Here is a 13828-nt window from a genome sequence, read left to right as displayed (position 1 = left end):
GGCCGATAAGGCTGATGGCATCAGTGAAAACGCCCGCTGGTCACAGCGGGCGGGTTTTTTTACGACTAGACTACGGATTAACGCGAGTACAGTTCGACGATCAGCGATTCGTTGACGTCGTTGGCGATCTCGTTGCGCTCTGGCAGGGACTTGAAAGTACCTTCCATTTTCTTGGCATCGACCGACACCCAAGCTGGCATGCCAACTTGTTCAGCCAGCGACAGCGCTTCAACGATACGCACTTGCTTTTTCGATTTTTCACGAACAGCGATGACGTCGCCGACTTTGACCACGTACGAAGCGATGTTGACCACTTGGCCGTTCACGGTGAACGCCTTGTGCGATACCAGCTGACGCGCTTCAGCGCGGGTCGAGCCGAAGCCCATGCGGTATGCAACGTTGTCCAGGCGGGTTTCCAGCAGCTTCAGCAGGGTTTCGCCGGTGTTGCCTTTGCGACGGTCGGCTTCTGCGAAGTAGCGACGGAACTGACGTTCCAGAACGCCGTACATACGCTTGACTTTTTGCTTTTCGCGCAGTTGGTTGCCGTAGTCCGAGGTGCGGGCACCCGATTTCACGCCGTGCTGGCCTGGTTTGACGTCCAGTTTGCACTTGCTGTCCAGCGAACGACGTGCGCTCTTCAGGAACAGGTCAGTACCTTCACGACGGGAGAGTTTTGCTTTAGGTCCGATATAACGTGCCACGATGCTTCCTTTTTTTTAAATAATAACGCCCCAGCCATCCTGCGATGGTTAGGCGCTAGTCTGATCCTCAGTGTGGGCCAGACGGTGGCTCAAAATGCGAATAACCCGCCGAACGTTGTTCGACAGGCGACAACAGCCGGGCAGTATAACCGTTTCCGGTCTCCTGCTCCAGCGATTTCTTCTAGTCGAAAGGAGTGGAGGCAAGCCTCCACAACCTCACGAACTCAGATACGACGACGTTTTGGAGGACGGCAGCCGTTGTGCGGTACTGGGGTAACGTCCTGGATCTCGGTGATCTTGATGCCCAGGTTGTTCAGTGCGCGCACTGCGGATTCGCGACCAGGACCAGGGCCCTTGATACGCACTTCCAGGTTCTTCACGCCGCATTCCACTGCGACTTTACCAGCTGCTTCGGCCGCAACCTGCGCTGCGAACGGGGTCGATTTACGCGAACCCTTGAAGCCAGCACCACCGGAGGTCGCCCACGACAGAGCATTGCCCTGACGGTCGGTGATGGTAATGATGGTGTTGTTGAAGGAAGCGTGAACGTGCGCGATACCTTCGGCAACGTTCTTCTTGACCTTCTTGCGGACGCGCGCTGCTGCTGCGCTGCTTTGTTGCTTAGCCATGTGATTTCCCTAGATTATTTCTTGAGCGATTGAGCGGCTTTGCGCGGGCCCTTGCGGGTACGTGCATTGGTGCGGGTGCGTTGGCCGCGGACCGGCAGGCCCTTACGGTGACGCATACCGCGGTAGCAACCCAGATCCATCAAACGCTTGATGTTCATGGACAGCTCACGACGCAGGTCGCCTTCGACGATGAATTTAGCTACTTCATCGCGCAGTTTTTCCAGTTCGCTGTCGTCCAGATCCTTGACCTTTTTAGTGGTCTCGATACCCGTTGCGGCGCAGATGAACTTTGCGCGTGGACGGCCTACACCGTAGATGGCCGTCAGGCCGATAACGGTGTGCTGATGATTGGGGATATTAACCCCTGCAATACGTGCCATTCGTTATTCCTCGATAAATAACGGTTATTAACCTTGACGCTGCTTGTGACGTGGTTCGACGCAGATTACGCGAACAACGCCCTTGCGCTTGATGATCTTGCAGTTGCGGCAGATCCGCTTGACTGAGGCGTTAACTTTCATTTTGCTCTCTCTTCTTGGTTCGATTTATAGTTACTTGGTCCGGAACACGATGCGTGCACGGCTCAGGTCGTAAGGTGTCAGCTCTACCGTCACCTTGTCGCCAGGAAGAATGCGGATATAGTTCATCCGCATTTTACCCGAAATATGCCCGAGCACCACGTGTCCGTTTTCCAGCTTCACTCGAAATGTTGCATTCGGGAGATTCTCAAGAATCTCGCCCTGCATCTGTATGACGTCGTCTTTTGCCATTCGGTATGTTTACCGCGCTTATCGCGTCGGAATTCCGCCCTTGAAATTTGCTTTGCGCAGCAGCGATTCATATTGCTGCGACATCACGTAGTTTTGCACTTGCGCCATGAAATCCATGGTAACAACCACAATAATCAACAGAGAAGTGCCGCCGAAATAGAACGATACTTTCCACTCGGCTTGCATGAATTCCGGCAACAAACACACCAAAGTGATGTAGATGGCGCCAGCCAGTGTCAAACGTGTCAGGATCTTGTCGATGTAGCGGGCAGTCTGCTCACCGGGACGTATCCCTGGCACAAAGGCCCCGCTCTTCTTCAAGTTATCCGCTGTTTCTTTGCTGTTGAAGACCAGCGCTGTATAGAAGAAACAGAAGAACACGATCGCAATGGCGTACAACAGTGCGTGGATGGGCTCGCCTTGCCCCATCGATGCAGCCAAATCTTTCAGGAACCGGACACCAGGGTTGGCCGTATCGGCGCCCGCAGTGAACCAGCCCACGATCGTTGCCGGGAACAAGATAATCGACGAAGCGAAGATCGGTGGGATCACGCCGGCCATATTCAACTTCAATGGCAGGTGTGACGTCTGTCCACCGTAAATCTTGTTACCCACCTGGCGTTTTGCATAGTTCACCAGAATCTTGCGTTGGCCACGTTCCACAAATACCACCAGGAACGTCACCGCCACAACCAGGATCATGATGATGATCGCGGAGATCGCACCGATCGAACCGTTGCTCACCGACGAGGCCAGGCCTCCCAGTGCGCCCGGCAGACCGGCGGCGATGCCCGCGAAGATGATGATCGAGATGCCGTTACCGAGACCGCGCTCGGTAATCTGCTCGCCCAACCACATCACGAACATGGTTCCGGTCAACAGCGAAACGACCGTAACGAAACGGAATGCATAGCCTGGATCCAGCACCAGACCTGCTTGCGACTCCAGTGCGACTGCGATGGCCAACGCTTGGAACGTAGCCAGCACCACCGTGAAATACCGGGTGTACTGGGTGATCTTGCGACGGCCAGCTTCGCCTTCTTTTTTGAGCGCTTCCATCTGCGGCGAAACGATCGACACCAGTTGCATGATGATCGAGGCCGAGATGTAAGGCGTGATACCCAACGCAAAGACTGTGAAGCGCGCCAGAGCGCCACCGCTGAACATGTTCAACATGCCCATGATGCCGCCCTCTTGCGACTTGAACAGCGAGGCCAATTGTACCGGATCGATCCCGGGAACCGGGATGTGAGCGCCGATACGATAAACCACCAATGCGCCAAGCAAGAACCAGAGCCGGCCCCAAGGGAAACCAGCCGCTGCACTTTTAGCAAGTTGTGGATTAGTCGCCAATTTTCGCTCCGATCAAGCTGTTAGCGGTCAACTCAGGCTACCGAGCCGCCGGCTGCTTCGATGGCGGCTTTCGCGCCAGCGGTCACTTTCAGGCCTTTGAGGTTCACCGCTTTGGTGATCTCGCCGGACAGAATGACGCGCACGTCGCGTGCCAGCACGCCCAGTACGCCAGCTTGCTTCAGGACCAGGATGTCGATGTCGCCAACGGCCAGGTTGTTCAGGTCGGACAGACGCACTTCAGCTTTGAAGGTGGCGTTGAGCGACTTGAAACCGCGCTTAGGCAGACGGCGTTGCAGAGGCATCTGACCGCCTTCGAAACCGACTTTGTGGAAGCCGCCCGAACGCGATTTTTGACCCTTGTGACCACGGCCCGAGGTTTTACCCAGACCGGAGCCGATACCGCGGCCGACGCGACGCTTGTAGTGCTTAGCGCCATCGGCTGGTTGTATGGTATTCAGTTCCATGATTTCTCCGTGAGTAAGCCCGAGGGCTTACGCAACTACTTTAACGAGGTACGAGACTTTGTTGATCATGCCGCGCACGGATGGGGTGTCCTGCAACTCGGCGACCGAGTTGACACGACGCAGACCCAGACCGCGAACGGTGGCACGGTGGTCTTCACGCGTGCCGATCAAGCCCTTGACCAATTGTACTTTGACGGTTTTAGTTGTCATAATGTCCACCTTAGCCCAGGATCTCTTCTACCGACTTGCCGCGTTTCGCAGCAATCTCAGCAGGAGTACTCATTTTTGCCAGACCATCCAGCGTGGCGCGCACCAGGTTGTACGGGTTGCTCGAGCCGGTGGATTTCGCCACGACGTCGGTCACGCCCATTACTTCGAAGATTGCGCGCATTGCGCCGCCAGCGATGACGCCGGTACCTGGTTTGGCAGGCGACATCATTACTTTCGACGCGCCGTGACGACCGGTAACGGTGTGCTGCAGGGTGCCGTTCTTCAGGTTGACCTTGATCAGGTTGCGACGGGCTTCTTCCATTGCCTTCTGCACACCAACCGGGACTTCCTTCGACTTGCCCTTGCCCATGCCGATGCGGCCATCGCCGTCACCAACCACGGTCAGCGCGGCGAAACCCATGATACGACCACCCTTGACCACTTTGGTCACGCGGTTGATCGCGATCATTTTTTCGCGCATGCCGTCATCCGGCTTGTCGCTTGCCATTTTTGCTTGCATTTTTGCCATGATCGTTCCTTAGAACTTCAGACCGGCTTCGCGCGCGGCTTCTGCCAGCGCCTTCACACGGCCGTGGTAACGGAAACCGGAGCGGTCGAACGCGACTTCGGTAATCCCTGCTTTCAGTGCTTTCTCTGCGACGCGCTTGCCGACGATCGCGGCAGCAGCAGCGTTGCCGCCCTTGCCCGATTTGCCAGCCAGTTCGTTGCGCACTTCGACTTCTGCCGTGGACGCCGATACCAGAATTTTGGCATCCGGCGAGATCAGGTTCGCGTAGATATGCAGGTTAGTGCGGTGTACCGACAGGCGGTTCACTTTCTGTTGCGCGATCTTGATCCGGGTTTGGCGTCCGCGGCGCAGACGTGATTCTTTCTTGTCCATCGTCAGCCCCTAGTTACTTCTTCTTGGTTTCTTTAATCTTAACCACTTCGTCCGAATAACGGACGCCCTTGCCCTTGTAAGGCTCAGGGGAGCGGTAAGCGCGAACTTCAGCAGCCACTTGGCCCACTTGCTGACGGTCGATCCCTTTGATGATGATCTCCGTCGGCGTTGCGGTTGCGCAGGTGACGCCGGCTGGCATCGAGTGCACTACAGGGTGCGAGAAGCCCAGCGACAGATTCAGCTTGTCGCCTTGCGCTTGCGCCTTGTAACCCACACCAACCAGGTTCAGCTTTTTCTCGAAACCCTTGGTCACGCCGGTGACCATGTTGTTGACCAGTGCGCGCAGCGTACCGGACATGGCATTGGCTTCGCGGCTGTCATTAGCGGCGGCAAAGCTCAGGGTTCCTGCATTGTTTTCCACCGTTACCTGGCCGTTCAGGGCCTGGGTCAAGACGCCCAGCGGGCCCTTGACGGTGATCGCTGCTGCGGAGATGGCGACTTCAGCGCCAGCTGGCACAGCGATTGGCATTTTAGCTACACGAGACATGTCTAACTCCTTATGCGACGTAGCAAATAACTTCGCCGCCGACACCGGTAGCGCGTGCTTTGCGGTCAGTCATGACGCCTTGCGGAGTCGACACGATCGCCACACCCAAGCCATTCATCACAGTAGGGATCTCGTCTTTGCCCTTGTAGACGCGCAGGCCCGGACGGGACACGCGCTCAAGGCGCTCAATGACGGGACGGCCAACATAATACTTCAAACCGATTTTCAGTTCCGCTTTGCCACCAGCTTCGGCTACGGCGAAATCTTCAATGTAACCCTCGTCCTTGAGGACGTTGGCAATCGCAATTTTAACTTTCGACGATGGCATGGCCACGGTCGTCTTTTGCACGCCTTGGGCGTTACGAATGCGGGTCAGCATATCGGCGATAGGATCGCTCATACTCATTGCATATTCTCCTATTACCAGCTTGCTTTAGTCATACCCGGGATCTCGCCACGCATGGCGAATTCACGGAGCTTGATACGGCCCAGACCGAATTTACGGAAGGTGCCGCGTGGACGACCGGTGACGGCGCAGCGGTTACGCTGGCGGGTCGGAGCCGAGTTACGTGGCAGCGCTTGCAGTTTCAGGCGCGCTTCGTAACGTTCTTCTTCCGACTTCGACTGGTCATCAATGATGGCCTTCAGCGAAGCGCGCTTGGCAGCAAACTTGTTTGCCAGGTCGACGCGTTTCTGCTCACGGTTAATCAGTGCGAGTTTTGCCATGATCTTCTTAGTTCCTGAACGGGAATTTAAAGGCGGCGAGCAGAGCTTTCGCTTCGTCGTCGGTCTTGGCGGTGGTGGTGATCGAAATATTCATACCACGCAGCGCATCGATCTTGTCGTACTCGATTTCCGGGAAGATGATCTGCTCTTTGACACCGATGTTGTAGTTACCACGACCATCGAACGAGCGGCCATTGACACCACGGAAATCGCGCACGCGCGGCAGAGCCACGGTGATGAAGCGATCCAGGAACTCGTACATGCGAGCGCCGCGCAGGGTGACCATGGTACCGATCGGGTAGCCTTCACGGATTTTGAAACCCGCGATAGCTTTGCGCGACTTGGTGGTCACTGGCTTCTGGCCAGCAATCTTAGTCAGGTCGCCGACAGCGTGTTCGAGGACTTTCTTGTCCGCGATGGCCTCACCAACACCCATGTTCAGGGTGATCTTGGTCAGACGTGGAACTTCCATCACCGACTTGTAACCGAATTTCGCGGTCAGGTCGGCGACGACTTTTTCTTTATAGAATTCTTGGAGACGTGCCATGATTTCTTAAGCCTTCACTACTTCGCCGGACGATTTGAAGACGCGGACTTTTTTGCCATCCACTTCCTTGAAACCGACACGGTCTGCCTTGCCAGTCGCTGCATTGAACAATGCAACGTTGGACACGTGAATCGGCATAGTCTTATCGACGATACCACCTTGTACGCCAGTCATTGGGTTAGGCTTGGTCGCTTTTTTAGCGACGTTGACGCCTTCAACCACGACATGCTCAGCATCGATACGCTGCTGAACGACGCCACGTTTGCCCTTGTCTTTCCCGGTCAGAACGATGACTTCGTCGTTTTTACGAATCTTATCCATTACGACTCCTTACAGGACTTCCGGTGCCAGGGACACGATCTTCATGAACTTTTCAGTACGCAGCTCGCGCGTCACTGGTCCAAAAATACGGGTACCGATCGGTTCCAGCTTGGCGTTCAGCAGAACGGCAGCGTTGCCGTCGAACTTCACCAGGGAACCGTCTTGGCGGCGAACACCTTTAGCGGTGCGCACTACCACGGCGTTATAAATTTCACCTTTTTTGACACGACCACGTGGCGCAGCAACCTTAACGGTTACCTTGATCACGTCGCCGATGCCAGCATAACGGCGCTTGGAGCCGCCCAATACCTTGATGCACATTACTTCCTTGGCACCGGTATTGTCGGCCACTTCGAGCCGGCTTTCAGTTTGAATCATAGTATTCTCTTTCCCAACTTAAGCCGAAGAATCCACACAATGCGGACCTGCGGTCAGTCTTGGTCCCGCCAGAGCGCTCATGAAGAGCCCACTGTTTGGGTGCTTGACCTTCGTCTTGCTACTGACCGCACGGTTCAGCGTCTGTGGCCAGACACTTTGCGGCGTTACATGAACGAAGCCCGCAAGTATTACATACAACTCGCGGGCTTGCAAGAACTAATTGAAAATCGCCCCCGGCCCGAAAGCCGGAGGCGAATAATCAATTAAACGATTTGCGCGGCTTGCACCACGCGCGTCACGGTCCATGCCTTCGTTTTGGAGATCGGACGACCTTCCACGATTTCCACCGTGTCACCGGCTTTCACCTGGTTGGTCTCGTCGTGCGCGTGATACTTGTTCGAGCGCACGATGATCTTGCCGTACAAAGGATGCTTGACGTGACGTTCGATCAGAACGGTGACGGTTTTGTCCATCTTGTCGGACACCACTTTACCGATCAGGGTGCGCTTGAGCGACTTTACTGGTTCGGTCATTTGGCTTCCTTCGTGTTCATTACCGTTTTTACACGTGCGATATCGCGACGTACCTTCTTGAGCTGCGAAGTGTTGCTCAGCTGCTGCGTAGCGGTTTGCATACGCAGGCCGAACTGGGCCTTCAACAGGTCATTCAGCTCTTTTTGCAGAGCTGCCTGGTCTTTGCCGCGGAGTTCAGATGCTTTCATATTTCACTCCTGTTATTGGCCGACTTGACGGACCACGAAAGTGGTCGCCAGTGGCAGTTTGGCAGCGGCCAGGCGGAATGCTTCGCGCGCCAGTACTTCGTCTACGCCGTCCATTTCGTACAGGACTTTGCCCGGACGGATTTCAGCGACGTAGTATTCCGGATTACCCTTGCCGTTACCCATACGGACTTCGGCAGGCTTGTTCGAAATTGGCTTGTCCGGGAAGATACGAATCCAGATACGGCCACCACGTTTGATGTGACGGGTCATGGCGCGACGTGCGGCTTCGATCTGGCGTGCCGTGATACGACCACGGGCAACGGCTTTCAGACCGAACTCACCGAACGACACCGAAGTGCCGGTGCCATGCGAAATGCCGGTGTTGCGGCCTTTCTGCTCTTTACGATACTTCCTGCGTGCTGGTTGCAGCATGATTATTCTCCTGCTTTCTCGGCCGGCTTGGCGGCAGTGCGAACACGAGCGCCTGGAGCCGCTGGCTTGGCGCCGGCGCCTGCTGGACGCGGACGGCCAGCTGGTTTGCCGTCGTCACGACGTGGGCCACGTGGCTTCTTCTCGTCCGGCGGGGTATCGATGACTGGTGCATCGCCGTTCGGCGCGCGGTCACCCTTGTATACCCACACCTTGACACCGATGATGCCGTAGGTGGTCGAAGCTTCGCTGGTGCCGTAGTCGATATCGGCGCGCAGGGTGTGCAGTGGCACACGGCCTTCGCGATACCACTCTTTACGAGCGATTTCGATACCGTTCAGACGGCCCGACGACATGATCTTGATGCCCAGGGCACCCAGACGCATGGCGTTTTGCATGGCGCGCTTCATGGCGCGACGGAACATGATGCGCTTTTCCAGCTGCTGGGCGATCGAATCGGCGATCAGTTGCGAGTCGATTTCCGGCTTGCGGATTTCTTCGATATTGACGTGCACCGGCACGCCCATGATCTTGGTCAGCGCGGCCTTCAGCACTTCGATGTCTTCGCCTTTTTTACCAATGACCACGCCCGGACGCGAGCTGTAGATCGTGAAGCGCGCGTTCTTGGCTGGACGCTCGATGACGATGCGGCCGACCGAAGCGTTCTTCAGTTTGGTTTTCAGGTAGGCGCGTGCCTTCAGATCTTCGTTCAGCATCGAAGCGAAGTTGCTGTTGCCCGCGTACCAACGCGAGGCCCAGTTACGGGTAACCGACAGGCGGAAGCCGGTTGGGTGAATTTTTTGACCCATTTTTAGCTCCTTAGTTGCCGACGGTCACGTAAATGTGACACGATTGTTTCGAGATGCGATCGCCCCGGCCTTTTGCGCGTGCAGTGAAGCGCTTCAGGATCGGGCCCTTTTCGACGTAGATGACTTTTACGAACAGCTCGTCGATGTCGGCGCCATCATTGTGCTCGGCGTTCGCGATGGCGGACTCCAGCACTTTCTTGATGATGGTCGCGCCCTTTTTTGGGCTGAATTGCAGAATGTTGAGTGCAGCGTCAACTTTCTTGCCGCGGATCTGGTCAGCCACGAGGCGACCTTTTTGATCCGACAAACGCACACCCTTGAGGATAGCTTTGGTTTCCATTATTTCTTCGCCTTCTTGTCAGCGGCATGGCCCTTGAACGTGCGGGTCAGCGCGAATTCACCGAGCTTGTGACCAACCATGTTCTCGGAAACGTACACTGGCACGTGCAGCTTGCCATTGTGGACGGCGATCGTCAGGCCGATGAAGTCAGGCATGATGGTCGAACGACGGGACCAGGTTTTGATTGGCTTTTTGTCTTTGGCAGCTTGCGCGGCTTCGACTTTTTTCACCAGGTGGGCGTCACAGAACGGCCCTTTTTTCAATGAACGAGTCATGTGCTACCCCTTATTTCTTGCCGCGGCGCGAGACGATCATGGAAGAAGTACGCTTGTTGCTGCGGGTCTTCTTACCCTTAGTCTGTTGGCCCCAAGGCGACACTGGATGACGACCAGCTGCAGTTTTACCTTCACCACCACCGTGCGGGTGATCGACCGGGTTCATGACCACACCGCGAACGGTAGGACGAACACCGCGCCAGCGCATCGCGCCGGCCTTACCGATTTTACGCAGGCTGTGTTCGGCATTGCCGACTTCACCCACGGTTGCACGGCACTCGATGTGCACGCGACGTACTTCACCCGAGCGCAGGCGAACCTGGGCGTAGGTGCCGTCACGGGCCATCAGGACCACGCCGGCGCCGGCGGAACGGGCCATTTGGGCACCCTTACCTGGCAGCATTTCGACGCAGTGCATGACGGTACCGACCGGAATGTTGCGGATCGGCAGGCAGTTGCCCGACTTGATCGGCGCTTCCGAACCATTCATCACTGCATCGCCAACGGACATGCCCTTGGTTGCGATGATGTACTGGCGTTCGCCGTCGGCGTAGCACAGCAGGGCGATATTCGCGGTGCGGTTTGGATCGTATTCGATCCGTTCCACTTTCGCTGGAATGCCATCCTTCTGACGCTTGAAGTCGATCAGGCGATAGTGCTGCTTGTGACCACCGCCGATGTGGCGAGTGGTGATGTGGCCGTTGTTGTTACGACCAGCAGTTTTCGATTTTTTCTCAACCAGGGCTGCGAACGGACGACCTTTGTACAGGTCCGGGTTCACAACCTTCACCATGCCGCGACGGCCTGGGGAGGTTGGCTTCATCTTAACGAGTGCCATTATTTAGCCTCCTCGGAGAAATTGATTTCCTGGCCAGGCTTCAGGCACACGAAAGCACGCTTGGTATGGTTGCGGCGGCCGGAGTGAGCACCGGAACGCTTCTGCTTACCTTCGCGATTGACGGTCTGCACCGATTCCACTTCCACTTTGAACAGCAGTTCAACAGCGGCTTTGATTTCCGGCTTGGTCGCGTCGGTGGTTACACGGAACACGATCTGTTCGTTCTTTTCCGCGACCATGGTGGCCTTCTCGGAAATGACCGGAGCCAGCAGCACCTTCATCAGGCGCTCTTCGCTAAATTTCAATGCGCTCATGCCAGCATCTCCTCAATCTTAGCCAGTGCAGCTTTGGTGACCAGGATCTTCTTGTAGAACACCAGGGACATTGGATCTGCGTGACGTGGTTCAACAACCAGTACGTTAGGCAGGTTACGCGATGCCAGTTCCAGGTTTTCGTTGGCGACGTCGGTGATGATCAGAACCGAGTCAAAGCCCATGCCGGTCAGCTTTTGCGACAGCAGCTTGGTCTTTGGCGCTTCGATCGTCAGGTCTTCGATGATCGTCAGGCGATCTTCGCGGGCCAGCTGGGACAGGATCGAGCAGATACCTGCGCGATACATCTTCTTGTTCACTTTGTGGGTGAAGTTCTCGTCAGGCGAGTTCGGGAAGATGCGACCACCGCCGCGCCACAGTGGCGACGACGACATACCAGCACGAGCACGGCCGGTACCTTTTTGGCGCCATGGCTTCTTGGTCGTGTGGTGGACTTCTTCACGGTCTTTTTGTTTACGGTTGCCGCTGCGAGCATTGGCTTGGTAAGCAACGACGACTTGGTGGATCAGGGCTTCGTTGTAGTCGCGGCCGAAAATGGTGTCGGCGGCAGCTACGTTAGAGGCGGCTTGACCTTGAGCGTTCAAGAGCTTGAGTTCCATCGTTTAAGCTCCCTTCTTTGCTTTAACTTTGACAGCAGGCGATACGACAACCTGGCCATTTTTCGCGCCTGGGATCGCGCCTTTGACCAGCAGCAGCTGACGGTCGGCATCGATACGGGCGATTTCGAGGTTCTGCACAGTGCGGGTGACGTCACCGAGGTGACCGGTCATGCGCTTACCAGGGAACACGCGGCCTGGATCTTGCGCCATACCGATGGAACCTGGAACATTGTGCGAACGGGAGTTACCGTGGGTAGCACGGCCCGAAGCAAAGTGGTGACGCTTGATGGTACCGGCGTAGCCTTTACCGATCGTGACACCTTGAACGTCGATCTTCTGACCGACTTCGAACAGCGAAGCGGCAACAACGTCGCCAGCTTTCAGTTCGGCAGCTTTGGCTGCGTCAACGCGGAACTCTTTCAACAGAGTACCAGCTTCGACACCGGCTTTAGCGTGGTGACCAGCAACAGCCTTCGTTACGCGGGAAGCGCGACGTTGACCGAATGCGACCTGAACCGCGGTATAACCGTCGGTTTCAGGAGTTTTGATTTGCGCAACACGGTTGTTCGATACGTCCAACACGGTGACCGGGATCGAATCCCCGTCATCGGTGAAGATGCGCATCATACCAACCTTGCGACCGAGAAGGCCAAGGCTCATTTTTTCTCCAATTCCCACCTACGATTGGGCGGGGATATGTTGAACTACTAAAATTAGTACGGACCAATAAAAAGACGTATCCATACCGAAGCCGGCTAGTGTAGCGCGAAAAAGGGGTTGACGCAACAACTAAGTAAGAGGTATGTCGCAGTTTCCCACCGTTGCCGGACGAGGCTGCGGGCGAGGCCGGCGGCGGCTGCCGGGACGGCGCGCGGTCTTGACATGTCAAGCGCAGCGCTTGACATGTCAACGGTGTCGCGCCGGGCGCGATCTGATAGGCATTGGACAATATTTCACTTGTCGCCGGCCGGCCCAGGCCTGACAATAGCCCGGCGAACTCGCTGGCCGCGCGCCATCCGCTCGCATCCGCCGGCACCGAACCGATGGACCACCCGCCCCCTGCCCCGCCGCCATGACCTTCGCCCCGTCCACCATCAAGCACTACGAAATCCGCGCCAAGCTCGGCGAGGGCGGCTTCGGCGAAGTGTTCGAGGCCTGGGACAGTAAGCTGTGCCGGACGGTCGCGATCAAGCGGCTGCGGCCGGCCGCCGGCGGCGCCGACGGCGCCAGCCTGGTGCGCGAGGCGCGGCTGGCGGCCTCGCTGCAGCACGCCGCCTTCGTCAAGATCCACGCCATCGAGGACGAGCAGGACGTCCAGTCCATCGTCATGGAGTTCGTGCCCGGCCAGACGCTGCGCGCCGTGCTGCGCGAACGCCGGCCGGCGCCGGACGAGGCGCTGCGCATCGTCCACCAGCTGGCCCTGGCCATGCGCGAGGCCCACGCCTCGACCCTGGTGCACGGCGATCTGAAACCGTCGAACGTGATCCTCGAACCGTCGGGCGCGGCCCGCATCCTCGACTTCGGCCTGGCCAGCCACGGCGACCCGCAGGCGACCGCCTCGCTCAGCCTGCTCGATCCGCAGGGCACGATCGCCTACATGGCGCCGGAGCGGCTGCTGGGCGGCGCGCCCGCCGTCCAGGGCGACATCTACGCGCTGGGCGTGCTGCTGTACGAACTGCTGTGCGGCGAGCGGCCATTCGCCCAGCTCAGCGGGCTGGCGCTGGCGGCGGCGCAGATGCAGTCGTCGTCGGCGCAGTGGCCGTTCGCGCCGGCCGCCGACGCCGCCGTGGTGCAGCTGGTGCGCGACATGACGGCGCGCCGGCAAGACCAGCGGCTGGCCAGCATGGCCGCGGTGTGCGCGCGGATCGACGCCATCGGCGCCGGCCGGCCGGCGCCGGCCGGGCGCGCACCGCGCTGGCCGGGTTGGCGGCACCCGGC

27 protein-coding genes are annotated in these 13828 nt (G+C 57.4%); 1 reads left to right on the top strand and 26 read right to left on the bottom strand.

The annotated features are described in order from the left end of the window. Window positions 1–77: 77 nt before the first annotated feature. The 26 genes from rpsD to rplC form a co-directional block, all read right to left on the bottom strand. Window positions 78–701: a 30S ribosomal protein S4 gene (gene rpsD, locus AC1RMD_RS22575; RefSeq protein WP_008444341.1), complete on the bottom strand. Its 624-nt coding sequence runs from the start codon at window positions 699–701 to the stop codon at window positions 78–80. A 224-nt stretch (window positions 702–925) separates the two neighbouring features. Continuing rightward, window positions 926–1330 (bottom strand): 30S ribosomal protein S11, encoded by a 405-nt coding sequence (gene rpsK, locus AC1RMD_RS22570; RefSeq protein WP_008444339.1) that lies wholly within the window; start codon window positions 1328–1330, stop codon window positions 926–928. A 14-nt stretch (window positions 1331–1344) separates the two neighbouring features. Further along, complete coding sequence (gene rpsM, locus AC1RMD_RS22565) at window positions 1345–1710, bottom strand: 30S ribosomal protein S13 (protein ID WP_492929577.1); 366 nt, start codon at window positions 1708–1710, stop codon at window positions 1345–1347. A 27-nt stretch (window positions 1711–1737) separates the two neighbouring features. Next, on the bottom strand, window positions 1738–1851 hold the full coding sequence (rpmJ, locus tag AC1RMD_RS22560) for a 50S ribosomal protein L36 (protein ID WP_005663407.1): 114 nt from the start codon (window positions 1849–1851) through the stop codon (window positions 1738–1740). Window positions 1852–1881: 30 nt separating this feature from the next. Further along, complete coding sequence (gene infA, locus AC1RMD_RS22555) at window positions 1882–2100, bottom strand: translation initiation factor IF-1 (protein ID WP_005663428.1); 219 nt, start codon at window positions 2098–2100, stop codon at window positions 1882–1884. Window positions 2101–2118: 18 nt separating this feature from the next. Continuing rightward, window positions 2119–3453 carry a preprotein translocase subunit SecY gene (gene secY / locus AC1RMD_RS22550; protein ID WP_492929573.1) on the bottom strand — a complete coding sequence of 445 codons (1335 nt, stop codon included), beginning with the start codon at window positions 3451–3453 and terminating at the stop codon, window positions 2119–2121. 32 nt (window positions 3454–3485) lie between these two features. Beyond that, window positions 3486–3917 (bottom strand): 50S ribosomal protein L15, encoded by a 432-nt coding sequence (gene rplO / locus AC1RMD_RS22545; protein ID WP_116992806.1) that lies wholly within the window; start codon window positions 3915–3917, stop codon window positions 3486–3488. 27 nt (window positions 3918–3944) lie between these two features. Then, window positions 3945–4127 carry a 50S ribosomal protein L30 gene (rpmD, locus tag AC1RMD_RS22540; protein ID WP_036623375.1) on the bottom strand — a complete coding sequence of 61 codons (183 nt, stop codon included), beginning with the start codon at window positions 4125–4127 and terminating at the stop codon, window positions 3945–3947. Window positions 4128–4137: 10 nt separating this feature from the next. After that, window positions 4138–4656 (bottom strand): 30S ribosomal protein S5, encoded by a 519-nt coding sequence (gene rpsE, locus AC1RMD_RS22535; protein ID WP_026334874.1) that lies wholly within the window; start codon window positions 4654–4656, stop codon window positions 4138–4140. Between the two features lie 9 nt (window positions 4657–4665). Further along, the gene (gene rplR / locus AC1RMD_RS22530; protein WP_020704378.1) at window positions 4666–5028 is read right to left on the bottom strand and encodes a 50S ribosomal protein L18; all 363 of its coding nucleotides are present in this window, start codon (window positions 5026–5028) and stop codon (window positions 4666–4668) included. Between the two features lie 13 nt (window positions 5029–5041). Further along, complete coding sequence (rplF, locus tag AC1RMD_RS22525) at window positions 5042–5575, bottom strand: 50S ribosomal protein L6 (protein ID WP_116992807.1); 534 nt, start codon at window positions 5573–5575, stop codon at window positions 5042–5044. A 10-nt stretch (window positions 5576–5585) separates the two neighbouring features. Further along, the gene (gene rpsH / locus AC1RMD_RS22520; protein WP_008444325.1) at window positions 5586–5981 is read right to left on the bottom strand and encodes a 30S ribosomal protein S8; all 396 of its coding nucleotides are present in this window, start codon (window positions 5979–5981) and stop codon (window positions 5586–5588) included. Window positions 5982–5995: 14 nt separating this feature from the next. Beyond that, window positions 5996–6301, bottom strand: coding sequence for a 30S ribosomal protein S14 (rpsN, locus tag AC1RMD_RS22515; RefSeq protein WP_008444324.1), 306 nt, complete (start codon window positions 6299–6301; stop codon window positions 5996–5998). Window positions 6302–6308: 7 nt separating this feature from the next. After that, window positions 6309–6848: a 50S ribosomal protein L5 gene (gene rplE, locus AC1RMD_RS22510; protein WP_008444321.1), complete on the bottom strand. Its 540-nt coding sequence runs from the start codon at window positions 6846–6848 to the stop codon at window positions 6309–6311. A gap of 6 nt (window positions 6849–6854) precedes the next feature. Further along, window positions 6855–7169: a 50S ribosomal protein L24 gene (gene rplX, locus AC1RMD_RS22505; RefSeq protein WP_008444319.1), complete on the bottom strand. Its 315-nt coding sequence runs from the start codon at window positions 7167–7169 to the stop codon at window positions 6855–6857. A gap of 9 nt (window positions 7170–7178) precedes the next feature. Then, window positions 7179–7547: a 50S ribosomal protein L14 gene (gene rplN / locus AC1RMD_RS22500; RefSeq protein WP_008444317.1), complete on the bottom strand. Its 369-nt coding sequence runs from the start codon at window positions 7545–7547 to the stop codon at window positions 7179–7181. Window positions 7548–7810: 263 nt separating this feature from the next. Continuing rightward, window positions 7811–8080 carry a 30S ribosomal protein S17 gene (rpsQ, locus tag AC1RMD_RS22495; protein WP_008444314.1) on the bottom strand — a complete coding sequence of 90 codons (270 nt, stop codon included), beginning with the start codon at window positions 8078–8080 and terminating at the stop codon, window positions 7811–7813. Further along, window positions 8077–8268, bottom strand: a complete 192-nt coding sequence (rpmC, locus tag AC1RMD_RS22490; protein WP_020704377.1) for a 50S ribosomal protein L29 — start codon at window positions 8266–8268, stop codon at window positions 8077–8079. Before rpmC ends, rpsQ begins: the two co-directional genes overlap by 4 nt. A 12-nt stretch (window positions 8269–8280) precedes the next feature. After that, window positions 8281–8700, bottom strand: a complete 420-nt coding sequence (gene rplP / locus AC1RMD_RS22485) for a 50S ribosomal protein L16 (protein WP_020704376.1) — start codon at window positions 8698–8700, stop codon at window positions 8281–8283. 2 nt (window positions 8701–8702) lie between these two features. Continuing rightward, a complete protein-coding gene (gene rpsC / locus AC1RMD_RS22480; protein WP_217943624.1) occupies window positions 8703–9506 on the bottom strand; it encodes a 30S ribosomal protein S3 in 804 nt (267 codons plus the stop codon). Between the two features lie 10 nt (window positions 9507–9516). Then, a complete protein-coding gene (rplV, locus tag AC1RMD_RS22475; RefSeq protein ID WP_173595008.1) occupies window positions 9517–9849 on the bottom strand; it encodes a 50S ribosomal protein L22 in 333 nt (110 codons plus the stop codon). Then, a complete protein-coding gene (rpsS, locus tag AC1RMD_RS22470) occupies window positions 9846–10121 on the bottom strand; it encodes a 30S ribosomal protein S19 (RefSeq protein ID WP_008444295.1) in 276 nt (91 codons plus the stop codon). Before rpsS ends, rplV begins: the two co-directional genes overlap by 4 nt. Window positions 10122–10131: 10 nt before the next feature. Continuing rightward, entirely contained in the window at window positions 10132–10959 is an 828-nt protein-coding gene (rplB, locus tag AC1RMD_RS22465) for a 50S ribosomal protein L2 (RefSeq protein ID WP_020704372.1), read from the bottom strand. Beyond that, window positions 10959–11273: a 50S ribosomal protein L23 gene (rplW, locus tag AC1RMD_RS22460; RefSeq protein WP_492929564.1), complete on the bottom strand. Its 315-nt coding sequence runs from the start codon at window positions 11271–11273 to the stop codon at window positions 10959–10961. Before rplW ends, rplB begins: the two co-directional genes overlap by 1 nt. Further along, window positions 11270–11890: a 50S ribosomal protein L4 gene (gene rplD / locus AC1RMD_RS22455; RefSeq protein ID WP_026334873.1), complete on the bottom strand. Its 621-nt coding sequence runs from the start codon at window positions 11888–11890 to the stop codon at window positions 11270–11272. Before rplD ends, rplW begins: the two co-directional genes overlap by 4 nt. A gap of 3 nt (window positions 11891–11893) precedes the next feature. Then, the gene (rplC, locus tag AC1RMD_RS22450) at window positions 11894–12550 is read right to left on the bottom strand and encodes a 50S ribosomal protein L3 (RefSeq protein ID WP_020704370.1); all 657 of its coding nucleotides are present in this window, start codon (window positions 12548–12550) and stop codon (window positions 11894–11896) included. Window positions 12551–12962: 412 nt separating this feature from the next. Here rplC and AC1RMD_RS22445 point away from each other — a divergent pair. Next, a partial coding sequence (locus tag AC1RMD_RS22445) for a serine/threonine-protein kinase (RefSeq protein ID WP_492929561.1) occupies window positions 12963–13828 on the top strand: 866 nt, incomplete at its 3' end.

This window comes from Duganella sp. GW822-FHT06D06, assembly GCF_058799615.1.
This window is presented reverse-complemented; position numbering and strand designations above follow the sequence as displayed.

Coding starts and splice junctions, on each gene's coding strand:
- rpmJ (WP_005663407.1), bottom strand. CDS start 1,851: ATGAAAGTTAACGCCTCAGTCAAGCGGATCTGCCGCAACTGCAAGATC.
- rpsC (WP_217943624.1), bottom strand. CDS start 9,506: ATGGGTCAAAAAATTCACCCAACCGGCTTCCGCCTGTCGGTTACCCGT.
- rplF (WP_116992807.1), bottom strand. CDS start 5,575: ATGTCTCGTGTAGCTAAAATGCCAATCGCTGTGCCAGCTGGCGCTGAA.
- rpmC (WP_020704377.1), bottom strand. CDS start 8,268: ATGAAAGCATCTGAACTCCGCGGCAAAGACCAGGCAGCTCTGCAAAAA.
- rplO (WP_116992806.1), bottom strand. CDS start 3,917: ATGGAACTGAATACCATACAACCAGCCGATGGCGCTAAGCACTACAAG.
- rpsE (WP_026334874.1), bottom strand. CDS start 4,656: ATGGCAAAAATGCAAGCAAAAATGGCAAGCGACAAGCCGGATGACGGC.
- rpsN (WP_008444324.1), bottom strand. CDS start 6,301: ATGGCAAAACTCGCACTGATTAACCGTGAGCAGAAACGCGTCGACCTG.
- rplN (WP_008444317.1), bottom strand. CDS start 7,547: ATGATTCAAACTGAAAGCCGGCTCGAAGTGGCCGACAATACCGGTGCC.
- rplX (WP_008444319.1), bottom strand. CDS start 7,169: ATGGATAAGATTCGTAAAAACGACGAAGTCATCGTTCTGACCGGGAAA.
- rplR (WP_020704378.1), bottom strand. CDS start 5,028: ATGGACAAGAAAGAATCACGTCTGCGCCGCGGACGCCAAACCCGGATC.
- rpsM (WP_492929577.1), bottom strand. CDS start 1,710: ATGGCACGTATTGCAGGGGTTAATATCCCCAATCATCAGCACACCGTT.
- rpsQ (WP_008444314.1), bottom strand. CDS start 8,080: ATGACCGAACCAGTAAAGTCGCTCAAGCGCACCCTGATCGGTAAAGTG.
- rplE (WP_008444321.1), bottom strand. CDS start 6,848: ATGGCACGTCTCCAAGAATTCTATAAAGAAAAAGTCGTCGCCGACCTG.
- rplW (WP_492929564.1), bottom strand. CDS start 11,273: ATGAGCGCATTGAAATTTAGCGAAGAGCGCCTGATGAAGGTGCTGCTG.
- rplB (WP_020704372.1), bottom strand. CDS start 10,959: ATGGCACTCGTTAAGATGAAGCCAACCTCCCCAGGCCGTCGCGGCATG.
- rpsK (WP_008444339.1), bottom strand. CDS start 1,330: ATGGCTAAGCAACAAAGCAGCGCAGCAGCAGCGCGCGTCCGCAAGAAG.
- rplD (WP_026334873.1), bottom strand. CDS start 11,890: ATGGAACTCAAGCTCTTGAACGCTCAAGGTCAAGCCGCCTCTAACGTA.
- rplC (WP_020704370.1), bottom strand. CDS start 12,550: ATGAGCCTTGGCCTTCTCGGTCGCAAGGTTGGTATGATGCGCATCTTC.
- rpsS (WP_008444295.1), bottom strand. CDS start 10,121: ATGACTCGTTCATTGAAAAAAGGGCCGTTCTGTGACGCCCACCTGGTG.
- rplP (WP_020704376.1), bottom strand. CDS start 8,700: ATGCTGCAACCAGCACGCAGGAAGTATCGTAAAGAGCAGAAAGGCCGC.
- rpsH (WP_008444325.1), bottom strand. CDS start 5,981: ATGAGTATGAGCGATCCTATCGCCGATATGCTGACCCGCATTCGTAAC.
- infA (WP_005663428.1), bottom strand. CDS start 2,100: ATGGCAAAAGACGACGTCATACAGATGCAGGGCGAGATTCTTGAGAAT.
- rpmD (WP_036623375.1), bottom strand. CDS start 4,127: ATGACAACTAAAACCGTCAAAGTACAATTGGTCAAGGGCTTGATCGGC.